Origin of the sequence: Pontibacter ruber, assembly GCF_023630205.1 — a bacterium.
GTDB lineage: Bacteria > Bacteroidota > Bacteroidia > Cytophagales > Hymenobacteraceae > Pontibacter > Pontibacter ruber.
Window position 1 is genome coordinate 886,706 of the sequence record NZ_JALPRR010000002.1, and the last position, 24,924, is coordinate 911,629.

Sequence of the window (24,924 nt, forward strand, 5' to 3'; positions counted from 1 at the left end):
CTGATTACTGATTACTGAAATATGCTTAAGTACCCCAATACACTCTTTTACATCTATTTTCTAACCTCCTATATCTAATTCATATAGCCATGAACCTCTTTGACGTATACCCGCTCTTCGACATCGAGCCAGTAAGAGCCGCCGGACTTTCCGTTTGGGATAAAGAAGGCAAAAAGTACCTCGACCTGTACGGCGGCCACGCTGTTATTTCCATTGGTCACTCTCACCCGCATTACCTTAAGCGCGTAGCCCGCCAGCTGTACGATATTGGTTTTTACTCCAATGCAGTTCAGATGCCGCTTCAGCAGGAGCTGGCAGAAAAGCTTGGCAAACTCAGCGGCTACGAAGATTACAGCCTCTTCTTGTGCAACTCCGGTGCCGAGGCAAACGAAAATGCCCTGAAGCTGGCATCCTTCCATACAGGTCGTAAAAAGGTAATTGCCTTCAAAAGCTCTTTCCATGGCCGCACTTCTGCTGCTGTAGCGGCCACCGATGATCCAAGTATAGTTGCCCCGATCAACCAGACAGAAAACATCCTTTTCCTGCCGTTCAATGATGTGGCTGAATTTGAGCAGGCATTGCAGGAGTATGGTCAGGAACTGGCGGCTGTGATTATAGAAGGCATACAAGGTGTTGGCGGCGTAAACATTCCGGACCCGGTGTTTCTGCAAACAGTGGCTGCCGGTTGTGCAGGTGTAGGAGCTTTGCTGATACTGGATGAAGTGCAGTCCGGCTACGGACGGTCGGGTAAATTCTTTGCGCATCAGCATGCCGGCATCAAACCGGACCTGATCACGGTGGCCAAAGGAATGGGCAACGGCTTCCCTGTTGGAGGTGTGCTGATCAGCCCTGAAATAGAAGCACGCCATGGCATGCTGGGTACGACGTTTGGGGGGAATTACCTGGCCTGCGCAGCTGCTATTGCTGTGCTGGAAGTGATCGAGAAAGAAGAGCTTTTGGAGAATGCTACCATCATGGGCCATTACCTGAAGGAGCAGATGGAAAGTATACCGGGCGTAAAAGAGGTGCGTGGGCAAGGACTGATGATCGGCATCGAGCTGCACGAGCCTTGTGCTGCCATTCGCAAAGAGCTGCTGAACCACCACTGCATTTTTACAGGCAGTTCATCGAATAAAAACACACTGCGGCTGTTGCCGGCACTGACCATCAGCAAAGCCGAGGCCGACCAGTTTTTGAAGGCATTTACATCCGTACTCTCTAAAAAAGTAACAGCATAATGAAGCAATTCACTTCCGTACACGATGTGCAGGACGTAGCTGCCCTGGTAAACGAAGCCTTACAACTGAAACAAACTCCACTGGCACACAAAGCCTTGGGACAGGACAAGACACTGGGCCTGATTTTCATGAATCCGAGCCTGCGAACGCGCCTCAGCACGCAGAAAGCAGGTATGAACCTGGGCATGAACGTAATGGTGATGAACCTGGATAAAGAAGGTTGGGCGCTCGAGACGCAGGACGGCGTGGTGATGAACGGCACCACGGTAGAGCACATCCGGGAGGCGGCAGCGGTCATGGGGCAGTACTGCGACATCATCGGGATTCGCTCGTTTCCGAAACTGCAGGATAGGGAAGAAGACTACAGCGAGGACCTGCTTAACAAGTTTATTAAGCTGGCTGGCGTACCGGTAGTGAGCCTCGAATCGGCTACACGACACCCGCTACAGAGCCTGGCAGACCTGGTAACTATAAAAGAGCAGGCAGCTGCAGGCAAGCGCCCGAAAGTGGTGCTGACCTGGGCACCGCATGTAAAAGCCATTCCGCATTGTGTGGCCAACTCGTTTGCCGAATGGATGCAGCAGGCTGATGTGGATCTGGTGATCACGAACCCGGAAGGCTACGACCTGGCAGATAAATTTACCAAAGGGTCGCAGGTACTGCACAACCAGGACGAAGCATTAAAGGGTGCAGACTTTGTGTACGTGAAGAACTGGTCGAGCTACGAAGAGTATGGAAAGGTGCTGACAGACGGTGAAGGCTGGATGATGACCAATGAGAAGCTGGCGCTGACGAACAATGCCAAAGTCATGCATTGCCTTCCGGTGCGCCGCGGTCTGGAACTTAGCCAAGAGATACTCGATGGGCCGAACTCATTGGTGATCGAACAGGCTAATAACCGTACTTACGCAGCGCAGGCCGTGCTGAAGCGCATGCTCGAAAGAATAGCTTAAGTATACATGCAGAAAGTTCATATCATTAAAATCGGCGGCAATATTCTGGATAACCCTGAGCGGCTGCAGCGTTTCCTGATTGATTTTGCGCAACTGCCTGTTCCAAAACTACTGGTGCATGGTGGTGGTAAAATTGCCTCTACCATCGGGCTGCAGTTGGGCATAGAGCCGCAGTATGTGGAAGGTCGTCGCCTTACCGATGCGGAAACCCTGCGTGTGGTAACGATGGTGTACGCCGGGCTCATCAACAAAAATGTAGTAGCACAATTGCAGGCGCTCGGCTGCAACGCAATCGGCCTGACCGGTGCTGACGCCAATACCATACCTGCTACTAAACGCCCGGTCAAAACGATCGACTATGGCTTTGTCGGAGATGTGGCAGGTCCGGAAACGATTAATGCGGCTGCCATTCAGGCGCTGCTGCAGGCAGGGCTTACGCCCGTGTTTGCGCCGCTGACACATGATGGGCAAGGCACTTTGCTCAATACCAATGCGGATACCATAGCCTCCGTGCTGGCAACTGCGTTGGCACCATACTATGAGGTGAAGCTGGTGTATTGCTTTGAGAAGAAAGGCGTACTGGCCGATGCGGAAGACGATGACTCAGTGATCCAACGTATCGATCAGGACAAGTATAAAATGTTGAAGCAAGACGGCGTGGTGACACAAGGTATGATCCCGAAACTGGACAATGCCTTTGCTGCACTTCAGCAGGGCGTCAGTGCTGTACTTATCGGGGAGGCGGATGCATTAGCAAGTCTTGCCACGGATGAAGCTTTTTCAGGTACCACACTACAACTGCAACATGGATAAGAACCAGCTTTACCAGGAGGCACTGGATTTGCTGCAGCAGCTCATTGCTATACCTTCTTACAGCAGTGAAGAGGACAAAACGGCGGATCTAATAGCCTCCTTTCTAGAAGCAAAAGGAGTGCAGGTGCAGCGTAAACTAAACAACGTGTGGGCGCGCAACAAGCATTATAATCCTGCTTTGCCTACGCTGCTGCTCAACTCGCACCACGATACGGTAAAACCGAATACCGGCTATACCCGCGATCCCTTTGCTGCTACTCTAGAAGAAGGCAAACTATACGGATTAGGAAGCAACGATGCAGGTGGCTGCCTGGTGTCGCTGCTGGCGACGTTTTTATACTTCTATGAGCAGGAGGGATTGGAGTATAACCTGGTATATGCTGCTACGGCAGAGGAAGAGATATCGGGGAGAAATGGCTTGGAGCTGCTGCTGCCGGACTTAGGCGAACTGGAGGCAGCCATTGTAGGCGAGCCTACGCTCATGCATCTGGCCGTAGCAGAAAAAGGGCTGCTGGTGCTGGATTGCGTAGCTGCAGGTCGGTCCGGGCACGCTGCCCGTGAGGAAGGCCTTAATGCCATTTACGAAGCGCTGCCTGATATCCACTGGTTTCAGTCGTATCGCTTCCCGAAGGAGTCGGTGCACCTGGGGCCGGTGAAAATGTCCGTTACCATGATACAGTCCGGTACGCAGCACAACGTGGTACCTGACAAGTGCCAGTTCACGGTGGATGTGCGCCTGACAGACGCCTATACCATGGAGGAAGTGCTGGAAACAATTCAGCAGCATGTTAGGGCAGAAGTTAAGCCACGTTCCATGCGCCTGAAGCCCTCTTCCATACCTTTGGATCACCCGTTGGTGCAGGCGGGAATGCAGCTTGGCCGCAGCACTTACGGCTCGCCCACTACATCCGATCAGGCATTGCTTTCCATACCATCTCTCAAGCTGGGTCCCGGCGACTCGGCCCGTTCGCACATGGCAGATGAGTTTATTTACCTGCATGAAATTGAGGAAGGAATCAGTCTGTACATTGACATTTTGCAGCAGGTCATGTAGTAGCCTCCTTGCTTTTGTCATTTCAACCATCGGAAGAAATCTAAGGATCCGGATTCTAACTCCAGATTTCTCACTTCATTCGAAATGACAAAATGAACATTCTCTTAATTACTCATTCACTCATTCAAAATTACCTCATGAAACTCTGGCAAAAGAACACTGACGTTAAAAAGGAAATCGAGCAGTTTACCGTTGGGCGCGACCCGGAATTCGATATGCAGCTGGCTGCTTTTGATGTGCTGGGTTCGCTGGCGCACACGCGCATGCTGGAGCAGGTGGGCTTGCTGGAGAAAGAAGACCTGGAGGCACTGCAACGGGAGATGAAAAGTATCTACCATAGTATAGTTGCCAGGGAGTTCGGCATTGAACCGGGCGTGGAGGACATCCACTCGCAGGTAGAGCTGGAGCTGACAAGACGGCTTGGCGAAGCGGGCAAAAAGATACACAGCGGCCGCTCCCGAAACGACCAGGTGCTGGTAGACCTGAAGTTATACCTACGCCACGAACTGCAGCAGATAGTAGGAGAGGTGAAGGCATTGTTCGATGTGCTGCAGGAGCAGAGCGAGCGACACAAAGACAAGTTGTTGCCAGGCTATACCCACCTGCAGGTAGCGATGCCCTCGTCTTTCGGTCTGTGGTTTGGGGCGTATGCCGAAAGCCTGGTGGATGATGTGCTGCTGCTACAATCGGCGTATAAAATTGCAGACAAAAACCCGCTGGGATCTGCCGCTGGCTATGGCTCTTCGTTCCCGCTCAATCGACAGATGACAACCGAGTTACTGGGCTTTGAAACCATGAACTACAATGTGGTGTATGCACAGATGGGACGGGGCAAAACGGAGCGCGTGGTAAGTACGGCTATTGCTTCGGTAGCGGCTACACTGGCGCGCATGGCCATGGACCTGTGCTTGTACATGAGCCAGAACTTTGCATTCATAAGCCTGCCGGATAACCTGACCACGGGTTCGAGCATCATGCCGCATAAAAAGAACCCGGATGTGTTCGAGATCATGCGGGGCAAGTGCAACAAACTGCAGGCGCTGCCAACCGAGATCTCCATGCTCCTGATCAACCTGCCATCGGGCTACCACCGCGAGCTGCAGCTGCTGAAGGAGTCGCTGTTCCCGGCGTTCGGGGAGCTGAAAGACTGCCTGCAGATGATGGCCTTTATGCTTCCGCAATTGCAGGTGCGCGACAGCATCATGGAAGAAGAAAAGTATAAGTATGCCTTCAGCGTGGACGCAGTAAATGCAGCTGTACTAGAGGGTTTGCCATTCCGGGATGCTTACAAAAAAGTAGGCGAAAGTATAGAACAAGGCACCTTTACTGTGCCGGCTTCGGTGGAGCATACGCACGAAGGAAGTATAGGCAACCTCTGCAACAAAGAGATTGCTTCGTTGATGGAAAAAGCGATTGCCGCTTTCCATTTCGAGCGTGCCGAGCAGGCGCTGCAGGCACTGGTAAAATAGCTTCTGCTAATCATATAAAGTATAAAGCCTCTTAGTAAATCTAAGAGGCTTTATACTTTAGTTCATGTGGTAATTCTGTGGCTTTATTTCCTTCAGCTTTCGCGAGCCTTGCAGCAGCGTACCGACAATAAGCGCCAGCAGCACGGCCAAACCAATTACCAGGTAGGAAAGTATTTTTAAGGTTTTCACGTTCCGCTCCGCCGACTCGTACAGTTCCTGCCCGACCTCACCCTGTACTTCTATAAGGTTGTGTAGCGGCACCAGCAAATTCTGGAAGGCTGCATGTCCTTTGGTATGGCTCAACTGCAGGGCAGCAGGATGGTTGCCCGCACGGCTCAGTTGCATTACCTGCTCCTGTATTCTCACAAGTGCTGCAAACTGTACTTTATAGTTGGCCAGGTCGGTACTTTCCTGTTCGATCAGGTAAGTGCTTTCAAATTTCTGTACCAGCGAATCGATGGCCCTGGTGTTCGAGCTCAGCAACTGACGGATGCTGTCCTTTTCTGCTATACTTCCAGTCAGTACGTGTTCTTCGAGGTACATCCTGTTCTGGTAGTATCGCTCCAGCATCTGCGAAATATCAAGCGAAGGCACCAGTCGGTCCTGGTAAACCGACCGGAACTGTTTGTTCACTTCCCCGATGCTGTAGCTTACGAACCAATTGGCCAGAATAATGATAACAAAGACGCTTCCCAGCGCAAGCGCCAGCTTTTCACGTTGCCTGATCCTGAATACCCAGTTCATCTATCATACTCTCATGGTTTATTAAATATAAGGAATTATACTTAAAATAAAACAATAGCCGCTGATAAGCTCACTAACTGGCTATCAATCCCATAATCAATGCAATTTAATTCTTGAAAACGTAACATTAACTTCACACAGCAACAGCGTATAAGGGGCAAACTGATGTACTCAGCAACAAAAGAGAACGCCCGTGATACCGATCAAGATCCATACGCAACCAGATGATTCTACATGCGGCCCAACCAGCCTGCATGCCGTGTACCGGTACTTCAAAGACACGATTTCCTTAAGTGAGGTTATTCGCGAGGTACCGTATCTGGACGAAGGCGGAACACTGGAGGTATTACTAGCCTGCCATGCCTTGCAACGCGGGTATAGAGCCCGCATTTATACGTATAACCTGCACATTTTTGACCCGACCTGGATCGGCCTCAGCAACGATGAAATTATTGTGAAGCTGGAGCAGCAGATGGCGGTAAAAAACGGCAGCAGCAAGTTTCACAGGGCTACACTGGCTTACATTGAATTCCTCAAACTTGGGGGTGAGCTGAGCAGCCATGATTTGAACAAAAAGCTGCTGCGCCAGTACTTTGACCAGGGCATTCCGCTCCTGACCGGCCTGAGTTCTACGTACCTTTATTTAAGCGCACGCGAATACTCCGACGAAGAAGGCAATTCTGTTTACGACGATGTACGTGGCTACCCAATGGGGCATTTTGTGGTGCTCTGCGGTTTTGCTGACGACCAGCAGAAGATCGTAGTGGCAGACCCATATCCGGACAATCCATACTTTAAAGACAATTACTACGAGGTAAGCGTCTCCCGCCTGCTCAACGCGATCATGTTGGGGATGACTACCTTCGATGCCAACCTGCTGGCCATACAGCCAGCCGACTTTGAATTCCACCAAGAATAAGACATGCGAAAGATTGTTGTAGTGGACTATCCCAAAGACTGGGATGTAGCCATTGAAGACGTAGAGGTGGTGGATGTACAATCGTACCTGACCGATACCACCTATACCGATATAAAAAATGCGCGCATTTTTAACCTGTGCCGCTCTTACAAATACCAGAGTGCAGGTTACTATGTGTCGCTGCTTGCCGAGGCAAGAGGCCATAAGCCGATCCCGAGTGTTACCACCATGCAGGACCTCAAAAGCCCTACCATTGTACGCGCCATCACCGTCGAACTGGAAGAGCTCATCAAGAAGAGTCTGGCAGGGTTAAAATCCAAGACCTTTACCCTGAGTATTTACTTTGGGCAGAACGTGGCGGTAAAGTATGAAAAGCTTTGCAAGCAGCTGCACGATTTGTTCCAGGCTCCCTTGCTGCGGGCGCAGTTCGTGTACAAAGACGATTGGGTGCTGCAAAGTATAAGCGCCATCCCGATCAACGAAGTGCCCGATCATCACTGGCGCTACCTGGTACGTTTTGCCAAAGCCTATTTTGCCCGCCACCGCTTCTCCGGAGCCCGCATCACACGCAAGATTTATGACCTGGCTATATTGGTAGACCCCGATGAGAAAGAGCCGCCGTCCGATAAAAGGGCTATTCAGCACTTTATGGATGCCGCCGATTCGCTGGGTTTTTATGTGGAACTCATCACCAAAGACGACTACCGCCGGTTGCCTGAGTTCGACGCCCTGTTTATCCGGGAAACCACTTCGGTAAACCACCACACCTACAAGTTTGCCCGCAAAGCATTTGCCGATGGGCTGGTGGTGATCGATGATCCGGAGTCTATACTTCGGTGCACGAACAAAGTATACCTGGCAGAATTGCTGGCCAAAGCCAAGGTGCCAACGCCCAAAACCATGATCATCCACAAAGACAACCGCAACCAGGTGGAGCAGGAACTGGGACTGCCCTGCGTGCTGAAAAAACCGGATAGTTCTTTTTCGCAGGGGGTGGTGAAGGCAAAGACACAGGAATGTCTCAAAAAGGAGCTCGACGAGATGCTGTCGGATTCGGAGCTGATCATCGGGCAGGAATTTACACCTACGGATTTCGACTGGCGCATTGGCATCCTGGACAAGCAGCCGCTTTATGCCTGCAAGTACTACATGGCCAAAGGACACTGGCAAATCTATAACTGGAACGGTAAAAAGCAGGATACAGAGGGGGATGCTGATACCATCCCGTTCGAAGAGGTACCATTTACCGTGCTGCACACGGCCCTGAAAGCTGCCAACCTGATTGGCAACGGCCTGTACGGCGTGGACCTGAAAGAAATAGACGGCAAAGCCTACGTAATAGAAGTAAACGATAACCCAAGTATAGACTCTGGTTGCGAAGACAGGATCCTTAAAAAGGAGCTGTACCTCTCCATCCTCAAATCGATCAAAAAACGCATCGACAACCACAAAAACTTTAGAACCGATGAGTAGCAAGCATGAACCATTACACCTGTTCGAAGGGTATGGCGTTGAAATGGAGTACATGATCGTGCAAAAAGACAGCCTGCAGGTAAGCCCGATCACGGATAAACTGATCTATGACGAAGTGGGTGCTTATGTGTCGGATGTGGAGTTCGGAGAGATTGCCTGGTCGAATGAACTGGTGCTACACGTAGTGGAACTGAAAACCCAGGGACCTGTAAAGTCGCTGGTCGGACTGCAGAACAAGTTTTACGAACACGTACAGAAGATAAATCAAATGCTGGAGCGGCATAATGCCTGCCTGTTGCCTACAGGCGCCCACCCGCTCATGAACCCGCATACCGATACCCGGCTGTGGCCGCACGAGTACAATGCCATTTACGAAGCTTACAACCGCATTTTCGATTGCCGCGGGCATGGCTGGGCAAACCTGCAGAGCACGCACCTTAACCTGCCTTTCGGCAACGACGAGGAATTCGGGAAGCTGCATGCCGCCATCCGGATGGTACTGCCGATCATACCGGCGCTGTCGGCTTCCTCCCCAATACTGGATGGCAAGGTAACCGGCCTGCAGGACACGCGCCTGGAAGTATACCGCCACAACCAAGACAAGATACCTGCCATAGCAGGCAAGGTAATTCCCGAAGCAGTGTTCAGCAAAGCAGATTACGAAGCGCAAATCCTGCAGAAGATCTATGACGCTGTAGCGCCTTATGACCAGGAACAGGTACTGCAGGAGGAATTCCTGAACTCACGGGGAGCCATCGCCCGCTTTGAGCGCAACGCCATCGAGATTCGCCTGATCGACATACAGGAAAGCCCGCTGGCCGATGTGGCCGTGCTGCATGCGGTGGTATCGGTGCTGAAAGCGCTTGTTTCAGAGCGTTGGGTAAGTATAAACGAACTGCAGCGCTGGAGCGAAGATACCCTGGCCGAGCTGCTGCACAACACCATCCGGAACGGACAGCAGGCTATACTTACTGATCAGAATTTCATGAAGTGCTTTGGCTTTGAAGGTACGGAGAACAGCACCGTAGGTGAGTTGTGGCAGCACCTTATCAGCGAAACTTCCGAAACAACAGATCAACCGGAAATAGCTCATACTCTTAATGTTATACTTTCGCGCGGAAATTTGTCCAAACGAATTTTAGAAGCAACAGGAGAAAATCCGTCTGAAGACCGTATAAGGCAGGTTTACAGGCAGCTGGCAATTTGCCTGCAGCAAAACGGAATTTTTCTACCTGATAAACTATGCTAAAACTACTTATAACGTGTGAACACGGCGGCAACCAGGTACCACCTGAATACGCTTCTCTTTTCGACGGTCAGGAAGAAGTGCTTGCATCGCACCAGGGCTATGATATAGGAGCCCTGGACCTTTTTCATACTTTAAAGGAACTGGCAGATGTGAGCTTTTATGCTGAAACCAGCCGGCTCCTGGTTGAGCTGAACCGTTCGCAGCGTCACCCAAAGCTTTTCTCGGCAATTACCAAAGCGTTACCTGAAACAGAGAAGAAGAAAATTCTAAAGGTTCATTACCATCCGTACCGCGAACGTGTGGAGCACATGATCCAGGACCTGGTATCAGCCGGAAGACAGGTGCTGCACATTGCTGTTCATTCGTTCACGCCGGTGCTGGACGGGCAGGAACGCCAGGCGGATATTGGCCTTCTCTATGACCCGAAGCGCAGCCTGGAGCAGAACTTTTGTAAAACCTGGAAAGATAAGCTGCTGCAACAGCGCGATAAACTTCTGGTTCGGTTCAATTATCCTTACCTGGGTATTTCAGATGGTTTCCCTACGTACCTGCGTCGTAAATTTGATGCAGGAAGTTATGCCGGAATAGAGCTGGAGGTGAATCAGAAGTACCCGGCAGGCAACAACGAAGGTTGGCAACAACTGAAGCACACACTAAAGGAGTCGCTTCGGGAAGCAGTAGAAAAACAGTGAACTGCTCACAATGCTGCATAAAAGCATCCGTTGTTCAAACAAAACAATAACTTAATATTTGTATATTAAGTATTGTAAGGGTTAAATTGAATTGTTTACGATCTCCTATAGGAAGTTTTTTGATCGTATCAGAAGCAGAATTAATAATTGAATACTTACATATAAATCACACAACTATGAAGATCAAAAGTTTACTTCACCTGGTTATGGTATTGGTAGCAACACAGTTTATTTTTTCCTGCAGCTCTGCCAAGTATTATGAGTTTGCAGCAAACAAGCAGGCGCCATACCATCAACTGAAACAAAAAGCGGCTTCTGAAGCAGCGCCAAGTGTAATGGAAGTAGCTATCGCCGCTGCCGAACAAAAAGCTTCCGAAAAACAGGCAGAGCCGGTTTTAGAAGCCAGCACAGCCCCTGTTGCCAGAAAAGCTACACCAAAAGCTGTAAGTATAAAAGCGCCAGCAGAAGCCAGCAAAGTAGCTCCAACTGTTACAGAAGCTGAAGCATTGGTAATGGCAAAAGATCGACTTGCTTCGATGACCAAAGCGGAGAAAAAAGAGCTGAAAAAAGAATTCCGTGAGGCACTTCGCCAGGAAAGAGGCGGCAGCAGAACAAACATTGTAGAAGTTATCCTGGCCATTTTGTTGCCACCGTTGGCTGTGTTCCTGCACGATGGTCTCGGCACATCTTTCTGGATCAATATCATTCTAACCCTGCTGTTCTTTATTCCAGGTGTTATACATGCCTTGCTGGTAGTAACAGACACGATCTAAACGGCATACGAAGTACGCCATTACAAAAGCACCGCTCCACAGCGGTGCTTTTGTGGTTTAAAGACCCGGCTGCTCAGGAGTCTGGCTCAACCTCAGATTGCCTGTTGCGTTTTATACTTGAATAGCTTTTTGCACAGGAGGTATACCTCATTGCAAAAGATAAACAGCAAACACATAGCCCCATGGAGTACAAGGACTACTACAAAATACTGGGAGTAGAGAAGAGCGCCTCGCAGGCTGACATCAAAAAAGCCTACCGGGCGCTTGCCAAAAAATATCACCCGGATAAAACGAAAGGCGACAAAGCTGCAGAAGAGAAATTTAAAGACATCAGCGAAGCATACGAGGTACTAGGCGACGAAGCCAAACGCAAGCAATACGACGAGTTGGGGTCTAACTGGCGCCAGTTTCAGCAAGGCGGCTACGGAGGAAGTGGCCGCCAGTACCAGAGGCAGCCGGGCGGTGGCTTCGGTGGTGGTTACTACGAAGGCGACATGGGCGATATGTTTGGCGGCGCAGGCGGTGGCTTTTCCGATTTCTTTCAGCAGTTCTTTGGGGGCGGCGGTTTTGGTGGCCAGCGGGCTGGCGGTGGTGGCAGGGCCGCCAAAGGGCAGGATTACGAAGCCGAGATGGAAATATCGCTGGAAGAAGCCTACAGCGGCACCTCGCGTTTGCTAAACCTGCACGGGCAGCAGCTGCGCATTACAACCAAGCCCGGTGTAGCCGACGGGCAGGTGCTTAAGATCAAAGGAAAAGGAGGACCTGCCGGAGCAGGCGGTACAGCCGGAGATCTTTACATGCGGGTGCTCGTGCGCAAGCATCCGGATTTTGAGCGCAAAGGCAATGACCTATACACAAAGCTGCCGCTGGATATGTACACCGCCATACTTGGAGGCGAAGCCCAGGTGCAGACGCTTACCGGACAGTTGAAGCTTAAGATTCCAGCAGGCACACAGAATGGCAAAGCCCTGCGCCTGAGAGGCAAAGGCATGCCGGTGTACGGCAAAACTGACCAGCACGGCGACCTGTACGTAGATATAGAGGTGAAACTGCCTACGCACTTGTCTGCAGAAGAGAGAGAGTTACTGCAGCGGCTCAGGGAACTGCACCAGGGCAAGGCAGCTAATGTATAAATGAACCGATACCTTAAACAGCGTAACTATGTTAATGACCATCGAACCGATCACGGCACATACACCCCTCAATGATTTTGTCGATAACCTGGCAGAAAGCCATCTGACCTGTTATGCCAGCGATCTGATCAGGTGCGAAGGATGCCGCAATTTCGAGGAGTTAAGCCAGGCTGTAAAACGAGCCACCGAAGTATGCAATTGCATGCACATGCCCCTGCAGGAAAACTTTAAGGTTGTTTACCGCTCGCAGAACGGAGAGGTGGTGCAGGACTGGAAACTCTCTCCTGTAGCCTATATGCTTACCATGCTGAATGCGGATGCCCGCAGCAATGTAGTTGCCAGGCTTCAGGTAGAAATGGTTAAACGCATGATGAATGCTTAACTGGATAACTCCGGTAAAGGTATAGGTACGCCAGCATGTTGCAGTGCTTCTTGCCAGTTAAACTGCTGGCATAACCGGAGCATGTTCTTTGGTATGGCTGCCTCCAGCACCATAGCCTCTCCGGTATACGGGTGCTTAAATCCAAGCTGCGCCGAGTGCAGTAACATAGATGGGCTGTCCATTTCCTCTAAGAACATCTTGTTATGGCGCCAGTCGCCGTGGCGCTTGTCGCCTACAATGTAATGTCGGATATGGGCAAAGTGCTTCCGGATCTGGTGCATGCGGCCGGTTTCCGGCTGTACCTGCACCAGCGAGTAACGGGCACTGGCATAACGACCAACCGGTATAGGCAATTCTACGGTTGCCAGGCGCGTAAAATGGGTAAGGGCTTCCTGCGGTGCTTTGTGTTTGTGATCTTTATCTGGCCGGATGGGGCTGTCGATGCTTCCTTGCTCAGGGGCATAGCCGCGAACGATGGCGTAGTATACTTTGCTTACCTGGCGCTCTTCAAAGGCTTTTACCAGGTGTGTGGTTGCCTCAGCATTTTTAGCAAACAGCAGCACTCCCGAGGTACCCCGGTCCAACCGGTGGACGGCATACACCGGATACCCCAGTTGATCTCGCAACAGCTGTAATGCAAACTCTTTTTTCTCTTCAGCAATTCGGGTACGGTGTACGAGCAGGCCATTCGGCTTGTTTACTGCCACATACTGCGCGTCTTCATAAATAATCTCTAACACAACAGGCTGTTTCTGGTAAAGCTGCAAAGATAACGATAAACCAGCCTTGCTACAGCTTTTTGTTGGTGCTCCTTCTCCGAAACCCCTTACTTAAAGCTTTTACCTGCGTAAAGCTTTTGAATGGCAGAAAAGGCTGGTATACTTGCTGCCTCAAAGTATAAAAGTATAAAATCGAGAGAAGGCGCTATGGCATTATCGTTTGATAACCTGAGAAGAGGAAAAAAGTATGGGTTGCAGAACTACGGGGAGGTATTCGAATTCCAGGTGGTGGACATGCCGGAAGAAGGCGCCTACAAAGTTAAGGACCTCAACACCCTGGAAACATTCCTGCTGCACGACCTGGTAAAGTATGGCCGAGGCAAAGATTTCGACTTATTCGAGCTCGACTAATGTACGTTTATACTTTCAGGTACTGCGGCTTACCTTTCCTTTCAACTCCCAGTGGCTGCGTTGTATATCGTTGCTGTTAGGTTTGCGGATAATGCGCCGAACGTAGCGCTCGCCGGCAATGGCACCATCCTCCCGGCGTTTCCCGATAAACAGGGTCACCGGTTCTCCAAGCTCATTGGTGATAAAGGTTAAGTCTTTGCCGTGGTATATCTGGTCGATGCGGGCGTCGGGCGCATACGTTTTGCTCAGTATATCTTCCAGTTTCGCGTTTAGTGCCATAGCAGGTTTTTACCAATCACATACGCAAAACAAAAGATGGGGTAATTCTTATCTTGTTTGATCACGGATTTAGTTGCGGCTTAACAGCAGAACACCCTATGCCGAAGCAGACATGCTCTGGTCCTGAAAAAGCCAGGACAAGGCAAGGTCAACATTACCGAAAATTTCAAAATCGATGGTATGGGACGTAATGCTGTTGAACCGATCCAAAACTTTGCGAAAAACGACTTCCTGGAACACGTCCAGGGGTACTACTTTGGCAAAGCGCACAATTCTGGTATTGTACAGGTAACGGGCACCGGCTTCTGTTGCAAAACGTTGCATGGCCATGTCCATGTTGGTGCCTGTGCTGTTATCGGATAGCCAATGTGTAACTTTATACTGAACTGCAAGCTCCAGCCCGATAGTAAAGCAATCTTTAAAACTCTGATAATCAGGTTGGGTTAGCCAGGTAAGTTTAAGCAGGCTTTTGTCCTGAAACACCTCAATGGTGCAGTTCGCGTCATGAAAGAAGAGCATATCCTTTAAAGCTGTTAGGGTATGGGCATGCGGGCTAAGTGCCTCGCATTTTGTAGAGGTATAACAACCATACCAGGATATAATTCAATGATTTAATATTAAATAAGAAAATTACAACTTTTTACCCCTGCTCCCGATAATATAATTAGAAAAGTACTTTACTTTTTAGTAGGGGTGCAATGTATAACCTGGAGATGGGAAAGAGAACAGATACTCTTTATACGAGTGAGTATCTAACTATAAAGTGGCACGAAGAAAAAGGCTACCTGTTGGCAGACTGGTCAGGTATACTGGATGCCAACCGGGCCAGGGCTGGTTGTACCCAGGTTTTGCAATGCCTTAACCAGCAGCCTGCATCCAAGATCCTTAATAACAACACCAAAGTTACCGGCCATTACCCTGGTGCCATAGACTGGGTAGGCAGAGTATGGTTTCCCTCTATGCATAGTTTAGGAGTGAAGTATTTTGCCTGGGTGTACTCACCGGATTTTTATACCCAGCTTAATATAGATGAGATCGTACGGTTAAGTTCTAAAGTAAAGATACAGACTTTCTATGATCTGGAGTCTGCGGAGCTGTGGCTGTTGCATTTGGAAAACAGTGCCTGAGCCATTCGTTTAAACTATTGTATTAAACTTATATCAAATGATGTACTGCAATACAATAGGCAGTAGCTTATACCGTTCTGAGTTTATCACGATTCCTTGTACGCAGCACCTATTGTGTGTAAGTTTTAAAGAAGAGCATCATGGAAATACAACAAGCCCATTACTTTGTTTACATATTTGGTAATCAATCGCGTTCAGATTTACAAATAGGAATAGCAGACAACCTGCACCAGCACGTGAAAGCGCAGCGCGAGACTTCAGGTGGTCATGCCCTTGTTTACTATGAGCATTACGACATTAAAGAGGTAGCCCAGAATCGGGAGCGGCAGATAAAGGGCGGTTCTTACGAAGCAACGTTTCGCCTGGTGGAATCGATGAACCCAAACTGGCTCGACCTGAGCGATATGCTCTAATCAACCCGAAATTCTTTCTTTTTCAGGTAAATCAAGGCTAATAAAGTAGCGCCAGCTTAAAAATTAGCCGAGAACAGCTATTTATACTTTTGTAAAAGCGCTTTTCAAACTAATTCTTTCCCTGCCGCGTTTTGAGTATCTTTGAAAACAGTTTTGCCCGGCTAAAGTAACGGGTATTATTTTCAACGGATACCTCTCCATGATCAATGTGAACAGGCAAAGGGAAGCAATCAGGCTGCAGATTTTTGTGGTACTGGTAGGTGTACTGTTGCTGATTGCCAAGTTTGTTGCCTTCTTCGTTACCAACTCCAACGCTATCCTCACCGATGCGCTGGAATCCATTATCAACGTGGTGGCCGGGCTGTTTTCTCTCTACAGCCTGGTATTGTCTTCAAGGCCCAAGGACCTGAACCATCCTTACGGGCACGGTAAGATCGAATTCGTGGCAGCTACCCTGGAGGGATCTCTTATCCTGGTAGCGGGCGGCGCCATCATCTTCAAGTCTTTTTATAACCTTTTCGAGCCGGTGGTGCTACATAAGCTGGACTATGGTATTTACCTGACCGCAGCTGCCGGTATCATCAACTATGTAGTTGGCTACCTGACCGAACGTAAAGGAAACCACACCAAATCGATGGTGCTGGTAGCAGGAGGGAAGCACCTGAAAACGGACGCCTACTCCACGGCGGGCATTCTGGTAGGCCTTCTGCTCATTTATCTTACCGGGCAGGTATGGCTCGATAGCGTGGTCGCCATTATTTTCGGCGCGCTCATTTGCTTTACCGGATACCGCATTCTGAGGGCCTCTCTGGCTGGCATCATGGATGAGGCAGATTATGAGCTCCTGCAGCGGATTGTAAAAGTACTCAACGAGAACCGGCGCGAGAACTGGATTGACATCCACAACCTGCGAGTCATCAAGTATGGCGCAACCTTGCACATCGACTGCCACCTGACTGTGCCCTGGTACCTGACAGTACTCGAAGCCCACGACGAGGTGGAACAACTTGCCTTGCTTATCCGTGAGAAAATTGATCCGGCCATTGAGCTATTTATCCATACCGACCCGTGTGTTGTGGAATCCTGCAGCATCTGTTCCAAAGAGGGATGTGATGTGCGACGCCAACCGTTCCAGCAGCGGATTGAATGGGACTTCGATAAAGTAATAGCCGATAAAAAACACGGTTTGTATTAATGTATTCGTACAAGCTGTACTCCGTGCTAAACACCAGAAAACTACTGATTTGCTTTATGATAGAAGTATAGTTCTCTGTTTTGCCTGAGGCTGGCTTTTGCGTAAATTTTCAAACTATACTTAATAAAGTATAACTATATCGGCAGAGGAAGGTTTACGTAGGTAAGAAAGGAGGATTAGGCAGTATGGCAGTACGTATTACACAAATTTTATTCTTATCCATTCTCGCCATGTGGGCCTGTACCGATGGCACATCAGGGCGCCTGCAAGCAGAGGAAAGCAGCTTTTCCTATGGTTTAAGTGAGGACACAGCGAGTCGGGCGAAGGCAACTTTTGCCGGAGGTTGCTTCTGGTGCACGGAAGCATACTTTGAGCGTTTGCAGGGAGTGTCGGCTGTTGTATCGGGGTATGCCGGCGGAAAAGAGAAAAACCCTACTTACCAGGAGGTAAGTGCGGGCAGAACAGGGCATGCAGAGGCAGTGCAGGTATACTACAATCCTGCTGTTATTTCGTACGAAGAGCTGCTGGAGGTATTTTTCGCCACCCATGACCCCACTACCCTGAACCGCCAGGGACCTGATTACGGCAAACAATACCGCTCCGTAGTTTTTTACCGAGACGACCAGGAGAAAAAGCAGGTACAGAAGTATATCAGGGAGTTGGAAGAGGCGGGCACCTATCGTAATAAAATCGTAACGCAAGTGGTGCCTTTTACCAAGTTCTACAAAGCCGAAGAATACCACCAGGACTATTACCGCCGTAACCCGGATGACCCTTACGTGGTTCAGGTGGCTCGCCCGAAAGTGCTCAAGTTCGAAGATGCCTTCCGTAACCGGCTCAAGTCAGATCTGCAGGAGGCCAGCCAGTAATCCTTGTGCTGGCAAGATCAAGCTCATTACTGCTTTAATCATAACCAGAACCTGTTTTTCTATACTTATCCTACCAATTTACAGGTAGCCACGTATGTAGCTTACAATTAATATGTGCAACCTAACTAAATAAAACTATGGACTTTATCATTAACCTGTTGGTAAGTGCAGGTGTACTGTTGCTGATGGCTTATATTCTGCCGCAAGTGCATGTTAAAAGCTTTATGACAGCGCTGTGGGTGGCTTTTCTGATAGCCTTGCTGAATGCTACCGTAGGCTTTCTAATCCGTCTGCCGCTTAACCTGGTAACTTTCTTTCTGCTGAGCTTTCTTGTGCGATTAGTGGTAACTACCATCATCATCAAATTGGTAGATAAGCTGGTCGGAAATTTCAGAGTGGATGGCTGGTGGCCGGCTTTGCTCATTGCCATAGCCCTTGCCATTGCCAGCACGCTCGTAGACCGCAGCACACGCGAAGAGGAAATTGAAGAGCTTGAAAGTTTTAATATAGAAATGCCGATCGAGCAGCTTTACGCTCAGAAATAAGCAAACAATTGCCAAACAGAAAAGCCTGCTACAAATAGTGGCAGGCTTTTCTGTTTCATGTATACTTGAAAAGTGCTGGCTTACAGCACAGGCATGTTTTTCATTTCTTCTTCTGTGAAGATTCTGGAACGGATGATGAAGCGTAAGCCAAGCGGGATCTCAAGTGAAAAGCTGGAGCCTCTTCCGGGTGTAATATCCAGGGTGAGCTGCGTGTGCTTCCAGTATTCGTACTGGTCGCGGCTCATGTAGAAGGGGCACCCGTGCACATACCCCAACAGCACATCGCTGCCGCCAATCTTAAATTCGCCTTCCTCGAAGCACATCGGCTGCGAGCCGTCGCAGCAGCCGCCACTCTGATGAAACATCAGCGGGCCATACTTCTCCCGTAACTGGTCGATTACTTTGGCTGCCTCTTCGGTTACTTTTACGCGTTCTGTTTCCATACGTCAGGTATAAAAGAATCCCTGCCTAAAGTATAGGCAGGGATTCGTAGCAAACAACTAATCTTAAAAGAAGCCCAGCTTGTTCTTGCTGTAAGAAATAAGCATGTTCTTGGTCTGGCGATAATGGTTGAGCATCATCTTATGCGTTTCGCGGCCAAAACCTGACTTCTTGTATCCGCCGAATGGAGCGTGTGCCGGGTAGGCATGGTAGCAGTTCACCCACACACGGCCTGCCTGTATGGCTCTTGGTATCTGGTAAATTTCATGGGCATCACGGGTCCAGAGGCCGGCACCTAAACCGTACAGCGTATCGTTAGCGATAGATACGGCTTCTTCCGGCGTTTTAAAGGTTGTAGCCGATACAACCGGGCCGAAGATCTCTTCCTGGAACACGCGCATCTTGTTATTACCCTTGAAGATGGTTGGCTGTATGTAGTAGCCATTCTCAAGCCCGTTGTTCAGCCGGGCCACGCCGCCGCCGCACAATACTTCTGCACCTTCCTGCTTGCCTATGTCCATGTACGACAGGATCTTCTCGAACTGGTCGTTAGAGGCTTGCGCACCCATGGTGGTATCTTCCGCAAGCGGATTACCTACTTTAATGGCTTTGGTGCGCTGCACTACGCGTTCCATGAAGCGGTCGAATATACTTTCGTGTATGATCAAACGCGATGGACAGGTACAAATCTCTCCCTGATTAAGGGCAAACATCACGGCACCTTCCACGCACTTATCAAAAAACTCATCATCTGCCTGTGCTATACTTGGCATAAAGATATTTGGCGACTTGCCACCAAGCTCCATCGTAACCGGAATCAGGTTCTCAGAAGCATATTGCATAATAAGTCGGCCTGTGGTTGTTTCGCCGGTAAAGGCAACTTTGACCACGCGAGGAGAGGAGGCAAGCGGCTTGCCGGCCTCAGGTCCGAAACCAGTTACTACGTTCAGTACACCCGGTGGCAGCAGGTCCTGTATGAGTTCCATCAGCACCATAATGCTGGTTGGGGTTTGCTCGGCGGGTTTGAGCACCACGCAACAACCAGCCGCCAGGGCTGGGGCCATTTTCCAGGTAGCCATCAGCAGCGGGAAGTTCCACGGGATGATCTGGCCTACCACACCAATCGGTTCCTGCAGGTTTATACTTACCGTATTCTCATCTAATTCAGACATCGTACTTTCATCCGCACGAATAACGCCGGCAAAGTAACGGAAGTGGTCAATGGCAAGCGGAATGTCCGCAGCACGGGTCTCACGGATTGCCTTGCCGTTGTCTACTGTCTCCACACGGGCCAGGAGTTCAAGGTTTTTCTCCATGCGGTCGGCAATGTCGAGCAGGATCTTGCTGCGTGTGCCGGCTGAAGTCTTCGACCAGGAAGGGAAGGCACGATGGGCAGCGTCCAAAGCACGGTCTATGTCTTCTTTGGTACCTCGGGCAGCCTTTGTAAAGGCTTTTCCATCAATAGGAGAGATGTTGTCGAAGTATTCGCCGGTAGCAGGAGCTATCCATTCACCGCCGATAAAATGCTCGTATCGTTCTTTAAAAGTTGGCCGCTCCAACACAGGGGAGGCTTGCTTTGTTACATCTAAGGTTTCCATAGGGTACAGTTTAGTTTGTTTTAACAGAACGAATCTCCTGATAAATGAAATCTAAAACTTATCCTATTGTATCAAAAAATATATCTATAATATCAGAATAGAAAATGTGTTTATCCGTTTAAGGTGTATGCAGGAGAAATTTCAGCTTCAATCCATTCCCGTAAAAAGCGAGCGATCGTTGCAGACGCTCGTAGAAAATCGTTCAGCTTATACGTTAGAGAATTGCGAGCTCAACGTTTTCGAAACGCACCAGAAAGCATCAAACGTGCGCCTCGTTTTTGAGGATCTGGTGCTTACAAGTATGCTGCGGGGCAAAAAAGTGATGCACCTGTTCGGCAACGAGGGCTTTGATTACCTGCCGGGCGAGTCGGTAGTTGTGCCGCCCAATGAAGAGATGGCGATCGATTTTCCGGAAGCAGGGGCCGGAAACCCAACCCAGTGCATTGCGCTGGCTATAGCCGGAGAGCAGATACAGGCAACGATTGATCTGTTGAACGAGCGCTATCCGAAAGAAGATGCTCAGGCAGGCTGGCAAATCGATAAGGATATGTTTCATCTGGTTAACAACCAGGAACTGGCCGAGATCATAAACCGGCTTATCCGCATCAGCATCAATGACAAAACAAGAGAAAAGGATATACTGGCGAGCCTGGCTCTGCGTGAGCTGCTGGTGCGGCTCATGCAGACGCAGGCACGGGAGCTCATTGAGGCCAACTATAAGCGGCTCTCCAACAGCAACCGGTTTGCGCACATCATACAGTACATCAAAGAAAGTATACGCGAAAAGATTGACGTGGAAAAGCTCAGCGACAAAGCTTGTATGAGCCGGGCCAACTTTTTCCGTAAGTTTAAAGAGGAGTTCGGCTACACACCTGCCGACTACATCCTAAAAGAGCGAATTCGACTAGCCAAGCAGTACTTGCAAAACCCGCTGAACTCTGTTACGCAAGCCTGCTACATGGCCGGTTTCCAGAACCTGAACTACTTTATCCGGGCTTTTAAAAAGGAGGTGGGCACCACGCCAAAGGCTTTCCAGCTCGCACTGCATAATTAGTCTTAGCTGTACTTAATTCTTTGCCTTTCCTGGCTGCTCTGCATGGCAAGCTCAATAATCCGAATGGTATTGCGTGCCTGCTCCGGCTTTACTTCCAGTTCTTCCTGACCAAGTATGGCCTGGTACACGTTGCGGTACAAACCCGTATAATCACCTGCTTCACTGGCTATGGATCCTCTGAAAGCAAGGCCATGGAATTCAGTGTTCAGTAGTCCCCACAAGCTTTCCGGCTCCACGCCCCAAGTTGGGGTAAGGGTAGGGAAGAGGCCCGCTTTCAAAGCAGCTTCCTGCACATCCATGCCATACTTAACAAAAGAGCCTTTATCGCCGTGAAGTATAAAATGCGATCCATTTTCACGGACCAGCATGCCTGCTTTCAGGATGGTTTTCATACTTTGGTAGTAGAGCACCACTTCAAAATAATCCGGTACCTGAGAACCTTGCCGTTGCGTTTGGATATCGGCGTATACTTCGAGTGGCTCGCCGAAGAGTACCAGTGCCTGGTCGATCAGGTGTGCGCCAAGATCGTAAAGGATACCCGCGCCCGGAAGGTTTTCTTCTTTCCAGGTGTTGGGTTTTATGGCATTGCGGAAGCGGTCGAAGTGAGCTTCATATTCCACTAAGTTTCCCAGTAGCTGAGTATCCAACACCTTTTTTATCGTTTTAAAGTCGCTGTCCCAGCGGCGGTTCTGGTATACCGTGAGTACTCTTTGCTTTTCCTTAGCCAGCGCGATCAGTTCATCGGCCTCAGTGCTGGTGATGGTGAAGGGCTTGTCGACCAGCACATGCTTACCGGCCTGCAAGGCTGCTTTTGCCAACGCATAGTGGGTCGGATTGGCTGTGGCTACTACCACCAGGTCAATATCTGAATCCTCGAAAATAGCTTGCTCTGTTGAAACCACCTGAGCCTCCGGGTACTGCTGATTGGCCAGGCTTATACTTTCCGGTCTATTGGCCTTGATCTTGGTAAGCTTCAGGCCGGGTGCATTGGCGATAAACGGCGCATGAAATAGTCTTCCGGCCATGCCAAAGCCTAGTAAGCCAACATGTATAGGCTGTGTCATTGTAGTTCTGTATTATGTTCAGCAAGACTGATGGCAGCAGCATATAACGGCTGATACGCTTGCATTTGTGCTAAAATACAGTTTTTACCTTACTTTATACATTGGACTAACTTTCTTCAGGCTCTCAACAATCTAAAAGCATGGCTCCATTCGTTTTGCAGAAAGCCGGGAATACACCATAGCATACACAGCGGTTCGATGGCTCTTGCAGCTTCCACGCCGCCCATATCGGCTACATCGTGGCCAAACTGCTGGAGCACCTGTGTCACATCGTGCTTCGCCTGTGTACTATTGCCACAGATGAACATGGTTGGCTGCTGGCCCTGAAAATCAGGATTCACCATATACGCATTGCCGATGCTGTTAAAAGCTTTCACAAAATGAGCATCGGGGAAAGCAGCCTGCAGTTGTTCCATCAGAGAATGATCCAGGTCGGTAAAGAAATGGAGTACACCATTATCCGGAGCCATGTCTGCAATAGGGTTGGTCGTATCAATAATTGTTTTTCCGTTCAGGTTGTTTGCTCCGGCCATTTCCAAGGCATTTTTGGCAGCACTGCCTTTTACAGCGAGCACCAGCAACTCACCGAAGGCTGCCACGTCTTCAAAAGTACCTGATTGCGCTTTGCCGCCCGTATTTTGCTGCCATTCCTGCAGTTTACTTGGTTCCCGCGAACCAATCATTACGTCATAACCATGTCTTAAAAAGCCTTCGGCCAGTACACGGCCGACCGGACCAGAGCCTATGATGCCAATTTTCCTGCTCATAATGTAAAAGGTAAAAAGTTGAAGTATAAACTGAGACTAATTGTCTGCGGGTGAATACAGGCTGATTAGGTAGGTAAGTATAAACTGATAATCTTCAGCGTATTAAAATTACGTTGCAGCACAAGCATTGGATTCTTGTAAGTTGTTTGAAGTCAACGCTAAATTAATGATGAAGGAATTTAAAGTATAAAGTTGTTGATCCAGTTTATACTTGCTGCTACTTAACATAAAGTATATTATCAGTGACACTTAAAATAGATGTTTTACATCGTATATTATAAGTCTTATAATTTATATTATGTTAAGTAAAAGATGTAACAATAAGAAAGGGAGGCTAAACTAACCTCCCTTGTCTTTTACTTTCTATTTCTAATCAGCTTATTGCTTGATCTGTTTTGCAACACGGTCAGCGTCTGCTGTACGGCCAAGTCTGGTGTATACGCGCTGCAGGTTCTGCAACGTAGCACGGTCTTCTGGCTGTGCTTTAAGAGCTGCCTCAAAGTATGGCAATGCTGCTTCGTAGTGCTTTTTAGCCTGTGCTTCTAAGCCTTTGCCTTTCTTCTGGTATGTGGCATAGTCCATTTTAGCAGCTTTGTTGTTGAACTCGCTGCCTTTGTTGTACTCCAGTACACCCAGGTTATAGTGCGCATCGAAGTTGTTCGGATCTATCTCGATCGCTTTTTTGTAGCTGGCATAAGCACCATCGATGTCCTTCTTGCGCTCCTGCAGGTTACCTTTTACTGCGTAAAGGCTGGCGTTCTTCGGATCTGCTGCGATAGCTTTGTCCAGTCTTGCCATTGCCTCGTCAGCACGGTCGTTCTTCAGATAGTACTTCAGCTCTTCCTGCATCAGGTATACGCTGTTCGGATGTACTTTCAAGCCTTCCTGTACTGTAGCGAACAACGCGTCGTCTGAAGCCTGTGTCTCCTGCATCAGCTGGATTTTGGCTTTGTAAACGTCTTCCGTGTTGTGGCCAATGCTGATCAATTTATCATAATATTTGATAGCACCAGGATAATCCTGCTTTGCTGTAGAAGCATAAGCTGCGTAAAGTACTGCAGTTGTGTCAGTTGGGTTAACTCTGGAAGCAAGATCATACTTTGCAATGGCCTGGTCCCAGTTCTGGCTGTTGTGGAATTCTACTGCCTGGTTCAGCACTTGTCCGTACAGCATCTGCAGACGCTCAGGTACCTGCTTTCCAAACTGACCGTCCTTGCCATCGATCTCAACCGTCTTGTTGAAAGACTCCAATACAACTTCAGGGGTTTTGTCGTCCACTAGTTTACCATAGATCGGGTTACCGATCATGTCCTGGTAAATAACGCCACGGTAGAACCATGTTTTTGCCTTATCCTTTGTTTTTGGGTGCTCAATTGCCTTGTTGATGTCAGCCTGTGCTTTGTCTAAAGTACCATTCTTATGGTTTAGAACCGCACTGTTAACGGCTGAGTTCTGGGCTGTAGCAACCGAAATACTTGCGGCGGCCAAGGCTGTCAAAAGTACTTTTTTCATACTTGTCTTTTGAAAGGTTTGTGTTTGTTTGTCTAAAC

General features: G+C 49.1%; 28 protein-coding genes. 19 read left to right on the forward strand and 9 right to left on the reverse strand.

The features are described 5' to 3' along the window. Positions 1-89 precede the first annotated feature (89 nt). The 5 genes from MJ611_RS10650 (at position 90) to argH (ending at position 5,527) form a co-directional block, all read left to right on the forward strand. Entirely contained in the window at positions 90-1,238 is a 1,149-nt protein-coding gene (locus tag MJ611_RS10650; RefSeq protein ID WP_250429754.1) for an aspartate aminotransferase family protein, read from the forward strand. Further along, a complete protein-coding gene (locus MJ611_RS10655; RefSeq protein ID WP_250429755.1) occupies positions 1,238-2,191 on the forward strand; it encodes a Rossmann-fold NAD(P)-binding domain-containing protein in 954 nt (317 codons plus the stop codon). Before MJ611_RS10650 ends, MJ611_RS10655 begins: the two co-directional genes overlap by 1 nt. Before the next feature lie 6 nt (positions 2,192-2,197). Beyond that, a complete protein-coding gene (gene argB, locus MJ611_RS10660; protein WP_250429756.1) occupies positions 2,198-3,004 on the forward strand; it encodes an acetylglutamate kinase in 807 nt (268 codons plus the stop codon). Continuing rightward, on the forward strand, positions 2,997-4,058 hold the full coding sequence (locus MJ611_RS10665; RefSeq protein WP_250429757.1) for a M20 family metallo-hydrolase: 1,062 nt from the start codon (positions 2,997-2,999) through the stop codon (positions 4,056-4,058). Before argB ends, MJ611_RS10665 begins: the two co-directional genes overlap by 8 nt. A 137-nt stretch (positions 4,059-4,195) precedes the next feature. Continuing rightward, complete coding sequence (argH, locus tag MJ611_RS10670) at positions 4,196-5,527, forward strand: argininosuccinate lyase (RefSeq protein WP_250429758.1); 1,332 nt, start codon at positions 4,196-4,198, stop codon at positions 5,525-5,527. Between the two features lie 57 nt (positions 5,528-5,584). Here the strand turns inward: argH and MJ611_RS10675 are convergent, their stop codons facing one another. Further along, a complete protein-coding gene (locus tag MJ611_RS10675; RefSeq protein ID WP_250429759.1) occupies positions 5,585-6,271 on the reverse strand; it encodes an MCP four helix bundle domain-containing protein in 687 nt (228 codons plus the stop codon). 193 nt (positions 6,272-6,464) lie between these two features. On the opposite strand from MJ611_RS10675, the gene MJ611_RS10680 reads away from it, so the two are divergent. From MJ611_RS10680 to MJ611_RS10710, 7 genes are all read left to right on the forward strand, one after another. After that, the gene (locus MJ611_RS10680; protein WP_250429760.1) at positions 6,465-7,190 is read left to right on the forward strand and encodes a C39 family peptidase; all 726 of its coding nucleotides are present in this window, start codon (positions 6,465-6,467) and stop codon (positions 7,188-7,190) included. A gap of 3 nt (positions 7,191-7,193) precedes the next feature. Then, positions 7,194-8,663, forward strand: coding sequence for a RimK family protein (locus MJ611_RS10685; RefSeq protein WP_250429761.1), 1,470 nt, complete (start codon positions 7,194-7,196; stop codon positions 8,661-8,663). Further along, the gene (locus MJ611_RS10690; RefSeq protein ID WP_250429762.1) at positions 8,656-9,912 is read left to right on the forward strand and encodes a carboxylate-amine ligase; all 1,257 of its coding nucleotides are present in this window, start codon (positions 8,656-8,658) and stop codon (positions 9,910-9,912) included. The genes MJ611_RS10685 and MJ611_RS10690 overlap by 8 nt, the downstream gene beginning before the upstream one ends. Continuing rightward, a complete protein-coding gene (locus MJ611_RS10695; protein WP_250429763.1) occupies positions 9,906-10,604 on the forward strand; it encodes an N-formylglutamate amidohydrolase in 699 nt (232 codons plus the stop codon). Before MJ611_RS10690 ends, MJ611_RS10695 begins: the two co-directional genes overlap by 7 nt. Positions 10,605-10,780: 176 nt before the next feature. Continuing rightward, a complete protein-coding gene (locus MJ611_RS20715; RefSeq protein WP_317233138.1) occupies positions 10,781-11,377 on the forward strand; it encodes a YqaE/Pmp3 family membrane protein in 597 nt (198 codons plus the stop codon). A 182-nt stretch (positions 11,378-11,559) separates the two neighbouring features. Next, complete coding sequence (locus tag MJ611_RS10705) at positions 11,560-12,510, forward strand: DnaJ C-terminal domain-containing protein (RefSeq protein WP_250429764.1); 951 nt, start codon at positions 11,560-11,562, stop codon at positions 12,508-12,510. Positions 12,511-12,538: 28 nt separating this feature from the next. Next, positions 12,539-12,892, forward strand: coding sequence for a hypothetical protein (locus MJ611_RS10710; RefSeq protein WP_250429765.1), 354 nt, complete (start codon positions 12,539-12,541; stop codon positions 12,890-12,892). On the opposite strand, the gene MJ611_RS10715 is transcribed toward MJ611_RS10710, so the two are convergent. Further along, a complete protein-coding gene (locus MJ611_RS10715; protein WP_250429766.1) occupies positions 12,889-13,632 on the reverse strand; it encodes a pseudouridine synthase in 744 nt (247 codons plus the stop codon). The two genes, MJ611_RS10710 and MJ611_RS10715, sit on opposite strands and share 4 nt — an antisense overlap. Positions 13,633-13,752: 120 nt before the next feature. On the opposite strand from MJ611_RS10715, the gene MJ611_RS10720 reads away from it, so the two are divergent. Then, positions 13,753-14,022 (forward strand): hypothetical protein, encoded by a 270-nt coding sequence (locus tag MJ611_RS10720; RefSeq protein ID WP_250429767.1) that lies wholly within the window; start codon positions 13,753-13,755, stop codon positions 14,020-14,022. Positions 14,023-14,037: 15 nt separating this feature from the next. On the opposite strand, the gene MJ611_RS10725 is transcribed toward MJ611_RS10720, so the two are convergent. Both MJ611_RS10725 and MJ611_RS10730 read right to left on the reverse strand, forming a co-directional pair. Next, on the reverse strand, positions 14,038-14,301 hold the full coding sequence (locus MJ611_RS10725; RefSeq protein WP_250429768.1) for a hypothetical protein: 264 nt from the start codon (positions 14,299-14,301) through the stop codon (positions 14,038-14,040). A 96-nt stretch (positions 14,302-14,397) separates the two neighbouring features. After that, on the reverse strand, positions 14,398-14,820 hold the full coding sequence (locus MJ611_RS10730) for a hypothetical protein (protein ID WP_250429769.1): 423 nt from the start codon (positions 14,818-14,820) through the stop codon (positions 14,398-14,400). 194 nt (positions 14,821-15,014) lie between these two features. Between MJ611_RS10730 and MJ611_RS10735 the strand changes: the two genes are divergently transcribed. The 5 genes from MJ611_RS10735 (at position 15,015) to MJ611_RS10755 (ending at position 18,450) form a co-directional block, all read left to right on the forward strand. Further along, positions 15,015-15,428: a hypothetical protein gene (locus MJ611_RS10735; protein WP_250429770.1), complete on the forward strand. Its 414-nt coding sequence runs from the start codon at positions 15,015-15,017 to the stop codon at positions 15,426-15,428. A gap of 140 nt (positions 15,429-15,568) precedes the next feature. Beyond that, a complete protein-coding gene (locus MJ611_RS10740) occupies positions 15,569-15,841 on the forward strand; it encodes a GIY-YIG nuclease family protein (RefSeq protein ID WP_250429771.1) in 273 nt (90 codons plus the stop codon). 199 nt (positions 15,842-16,040) lie between these two features. Then, on the forward strand, positions 16,041-17,036 hold the full coding sequence (locus MJ611_RS10745; protein ID WP_250429772.1) for a cation diffusion facilitator family transporter: 996 nt from the start codon (positions 16,041-16,043) through the stop codon (positions 17,034-17,036). 185 nt (positions 17,037-17,221) lie between these two features. Further along, positions 17,222-17,905: a peptide-methionine (S)-S-oxide reductase MsrA gene (gene msrA, locus MJ611_RS10750; RefSeq protein ID WP_250429773.1), complete on the forward strand. Its 684-nt coding sequence runs from the start codon at positions 17,222-17,224 to the stop codon at positions 17,903-17,905. A 137-nt stretch (positions 17,906-18,042) separates the two neighbouring features. Beyond that, the gene (locus tag MJ611_RS10755) at positions 18,043-18,450 is read left to right on the forward strand and encodes a phage holin family protein (protein WP_250429774.1); all 408 of its coding nucleotides are present in this window, start codon (positions 18,043-18,045) and stop codon (positions 18,448-18,450) included. Positions 18,451-18,530: 80 nt separating this feature from the next. On the opposite strand, the gene MJ611_RS10760 is transcribed toward MJ611_RS10755, so the two are convergent. Both MJ611_RS10760 and MJ611_RS10765 read right to left on the reverse strand, forming a co-directional pair. Further along, on the reverse strand, positions 18,531-18,893 hold the full coding sequence (locus tag MJ611_RS10760) for a DUF779 domain-containing protein (protein WP_250429775.1): 363 nt from the start codon (positions 18,891-18,893) through the stop codon (positions 18,531-18,533). A gap of 63 nt (positions 18,894-18,956) precedes the next feature. Then, entirely contained in the window at positions 18,957-20,489 is a 1,533-nt protein-coding gene (locus tag MJ611_RS10765; RefSeq protein ID WP_250429776.1) for an aldehyde dehydrogenase family protein, read from the reverse strand. A 127-nt stretch (positions 20,490-20,616) separates the two neighbouring features. Here MJ611_RS10765 and MJ611_RS10770 point away from each other — a divergent pair, with 127 nt between their 5' ends. Next, complete coding sequence (locus MJ611_RS10770; RefSeq protein WP_250429777.1) at positions 20,617-21,543, forward strand: AraC family transcriptional regulator; 927 nt, start codon at positions 20,617-20,619, stop codon at positions 21,541-21,543. Between the two features lie 2 nt (positions 21,544-21,545). Here MJ611_RS10770 and MJ611_RS10775 read toward each other — a convergent pair whose 3' ends face one another. The 3 genes from MJ611_RS10775 to MJ611_RS10785 all read right to left on the reverse strand — a co-directional run bounded on the left by MJ611_RS10775 (position 21,546) and on the right by MJ611_RS10785 (position 24,886). Beyond that, on the reverse strand, positions 21,546-22,607 hold the full coding sequence (locus tag MJ611_RS10775; protein ID WP_250429778.1) for an oxidoreductase: 1,062 nt from the start codon (positions 22,605-22,607) through the stop codon (positions 21,546-21,548). A 116-nt stretch (positions 22,608-22,723) separates the two neighbouring features. Next, entirely contained in the window at positions 22,724-23,374 is a 651-nt protein-coding gene (locus MJ611_RS10780; protein ID WP_250429779.1) for an NADPH-dependent F420 reductase, read from the reverse strand. 378 nt (positions 23,375-23,752) lie between these two features. Beyond that, positions 23,753-24,886, reverse strand: a complete 1,134-nt coding sequence (locus MJ611_RS10785; protein WP_250429780.1) for a tetratricopeptide repeat protein — start codon at positions 24,884-24,886, stop codon at positions 23,753-23,755. Between the last annotated feature and the right edge of the window lie 38 nt (positions 24,887-24,924).

Excerpts from the sequence above, each read along its gene's own strand:
- MJ611_RS10765 (WP_250429776.1), bottom strand. The coding sequence starts at position 20,489 with ATGGAAACCTTAGATGTAACAAAGCAAGCCTCCCCTGTGTTGGAGCGG.
- MJ611_RS10695 (WP_250429763.1), top strand. The coding sequence starts at position 9,906 with ATGCTAAAACTACTTATAACGTGTGAACACGGCGGCAACCAGGTACCA.
- MJ611_RS10775 (WP_250429778.1), bottom strand. The coding sequence starts at position 22,607 with ATGACACAGCCTATACATGTTGGCTTACTAGGCTTTGGCATGGCCGGA.
- MJ611_RS10705 (WP_250429764.1), top strand. The coding sequence starts at position 11,560 with ATGGAGTACAAGGACTACTACAAAATACTGGGAGTAGAGAAGAGCGCC.
- MJ611_RS10685 (WP_250429761.1), top strand. The coding sequence starts at position 7,194 with ATGCGAAAGATTGTTGTAGTGGACTATCCCAAAGACTGGGATGTAGCC.
- MJ611_RS10675 (WP_250429759.1), bottom strand. The coding sequence starts at position 6,271 with ATGAACTGGGTATTCAGGATCAGGCAACGTGAAAAGCTGGCGCTTGCG.
- argB (WP_250429756.1), top strand. The coding sequence starts at position 2,198 with ATGCAGAAAGTTCATATCATTAAAATCGGCGGCAATATTCTGGATAAC.
- MJ611_RS10650 (WP_250429754.1), top strand. The coding sequence starts at position 90 with ATGAACCTCTTTGACGTATACCCGCTCTTCGACATCGAGCCAGTAAGA.
- MJ611_RS10720 (WP_250429767.1), top strand. The coding sequence starts at position 13,753 with ATGGCAGAAAAGGCTGGTATACTTGCTGCCTCAAAGTATAAAAGTATA.
- MJ611_RS10725 (WP_250429768.1), bottom strand. The coding sequence starts at position 14,301 with ATGGCACTAAACGCGAAACTGGAAGATATACTGAGCAAAACGTATGCG.
- MJ611_RS20715 (WP_317233138.1), top strand. The coding sequence starts at position 10,781 with ATGAAGATCAAAAGTTTACTTCACCTGGTTATGGTATTGGTAGCAACA.
- MJ611_RS10785 (WP_250429780.1), bottom strand. The coding sequence starts at position 24,886 with ATGAAAAAAGTACTTTTGACAGCCTTGGCCGCCGCAAGTATTTCGGTT.
- MJ611_RS10665 (WP_250429757.1), top strand. The coding sequence starts at position 2,997 with ATGGATAAGAACCAGCTTTACCAGGAGGCACTGGATTTGCTGCAGCAG.
- MJ611_RS10730 (WP_250429769.1), bottom strand. The coding sequence starts at position 14,820 with ATGCTCTTCTTTCATGACGCGAACTGCACCATTGAGGTGTTTCAGGAC.
- MJ611_RS10735 (WP_250429770.1), top strand. The coding sequence starts at position 15,015 with ATGGGAAAGAGAACAGATACTCTTTATACGAGTGAGTATCTAACTATA.
- MJ611_RS10655 (WP_250429755.1), top strand. The coding sequence starts at position 1,238 with ATGAAGCAATTCACTTCCGTACACGATGTGCAGGACGTAGCTGCCCTG.
- MJ611_RS10770 (WP_250429777.1), top strand. The coding sequence starts at position 20,617 with ATGCAGGAGAAATTTCAGCTTCAATCCATTCCCGTAAAAAGCGAGCGA.
- msrA (WP_250429773.1), top strand. The coding sequence starts at position 17,222 with ATGGCAGTACGTATTACACAAATTTTATTCTTATCCATTCTCGCCATG.
- MJ611_RS10710 (WP_250429765.1), top strand. The coding sequence starts at position 12,539 with ATGTTAATGACCATCGAACCGATCACGGCACATACACCCCTCAATGAT.
- MJ611_RS10745 (WP_250429772.1), top strand. The coding sequence starts at position 16,041 with ATGATCAATGTGAACAGGCAAAGGGAAGCAATCAGGCTGCAGATTTTT.
- argH (WP_250429758.1), top strand. The coding sequence starts at position 4,196 with ATGAAACTCTGGCAAAAGAACACTGACGTTAAAAAGGAAATCGAGCAG.
- MJ611_RS10780 (WP_250429779.1), bottom strand. The coding sequence starts at position 23,374 with ATGAGCAGGAAAATTGGCATCATAGGCTCTGGTCCGGTCGGCCGTGTA.
- MJ611_RS10755 (WP_250429774.1), top strand. The coding sequence starts at position 18,043 with ATGGACTTTATCATTAACCTGTTGGTAAGTGCAGGTGTACTGTTGCTG.
- MJ611_RS10760 (WP_250429775.1), bottom strand. The coding sequence starts at position 18,893 with ATGGAAACAGAACGCGTAAAAGTAACCGAAGAGGCAGCCAAAGTAATC.
- MJ611_RS10690 (WP_250429762.1), top strand. The coding sequence starts at position 8,656 with ATGAGTAGCAAGCATGAACCATTACACCTGTTCGAAGGGTATGGCGTT.
- MJ611_RS10740 (WP_250429771.1), top strand. The coding sequence starts at position 15,569 with ATGGAAATACAACAAGCCCATTACTTTGTTTACATATTTGGTAATCAA.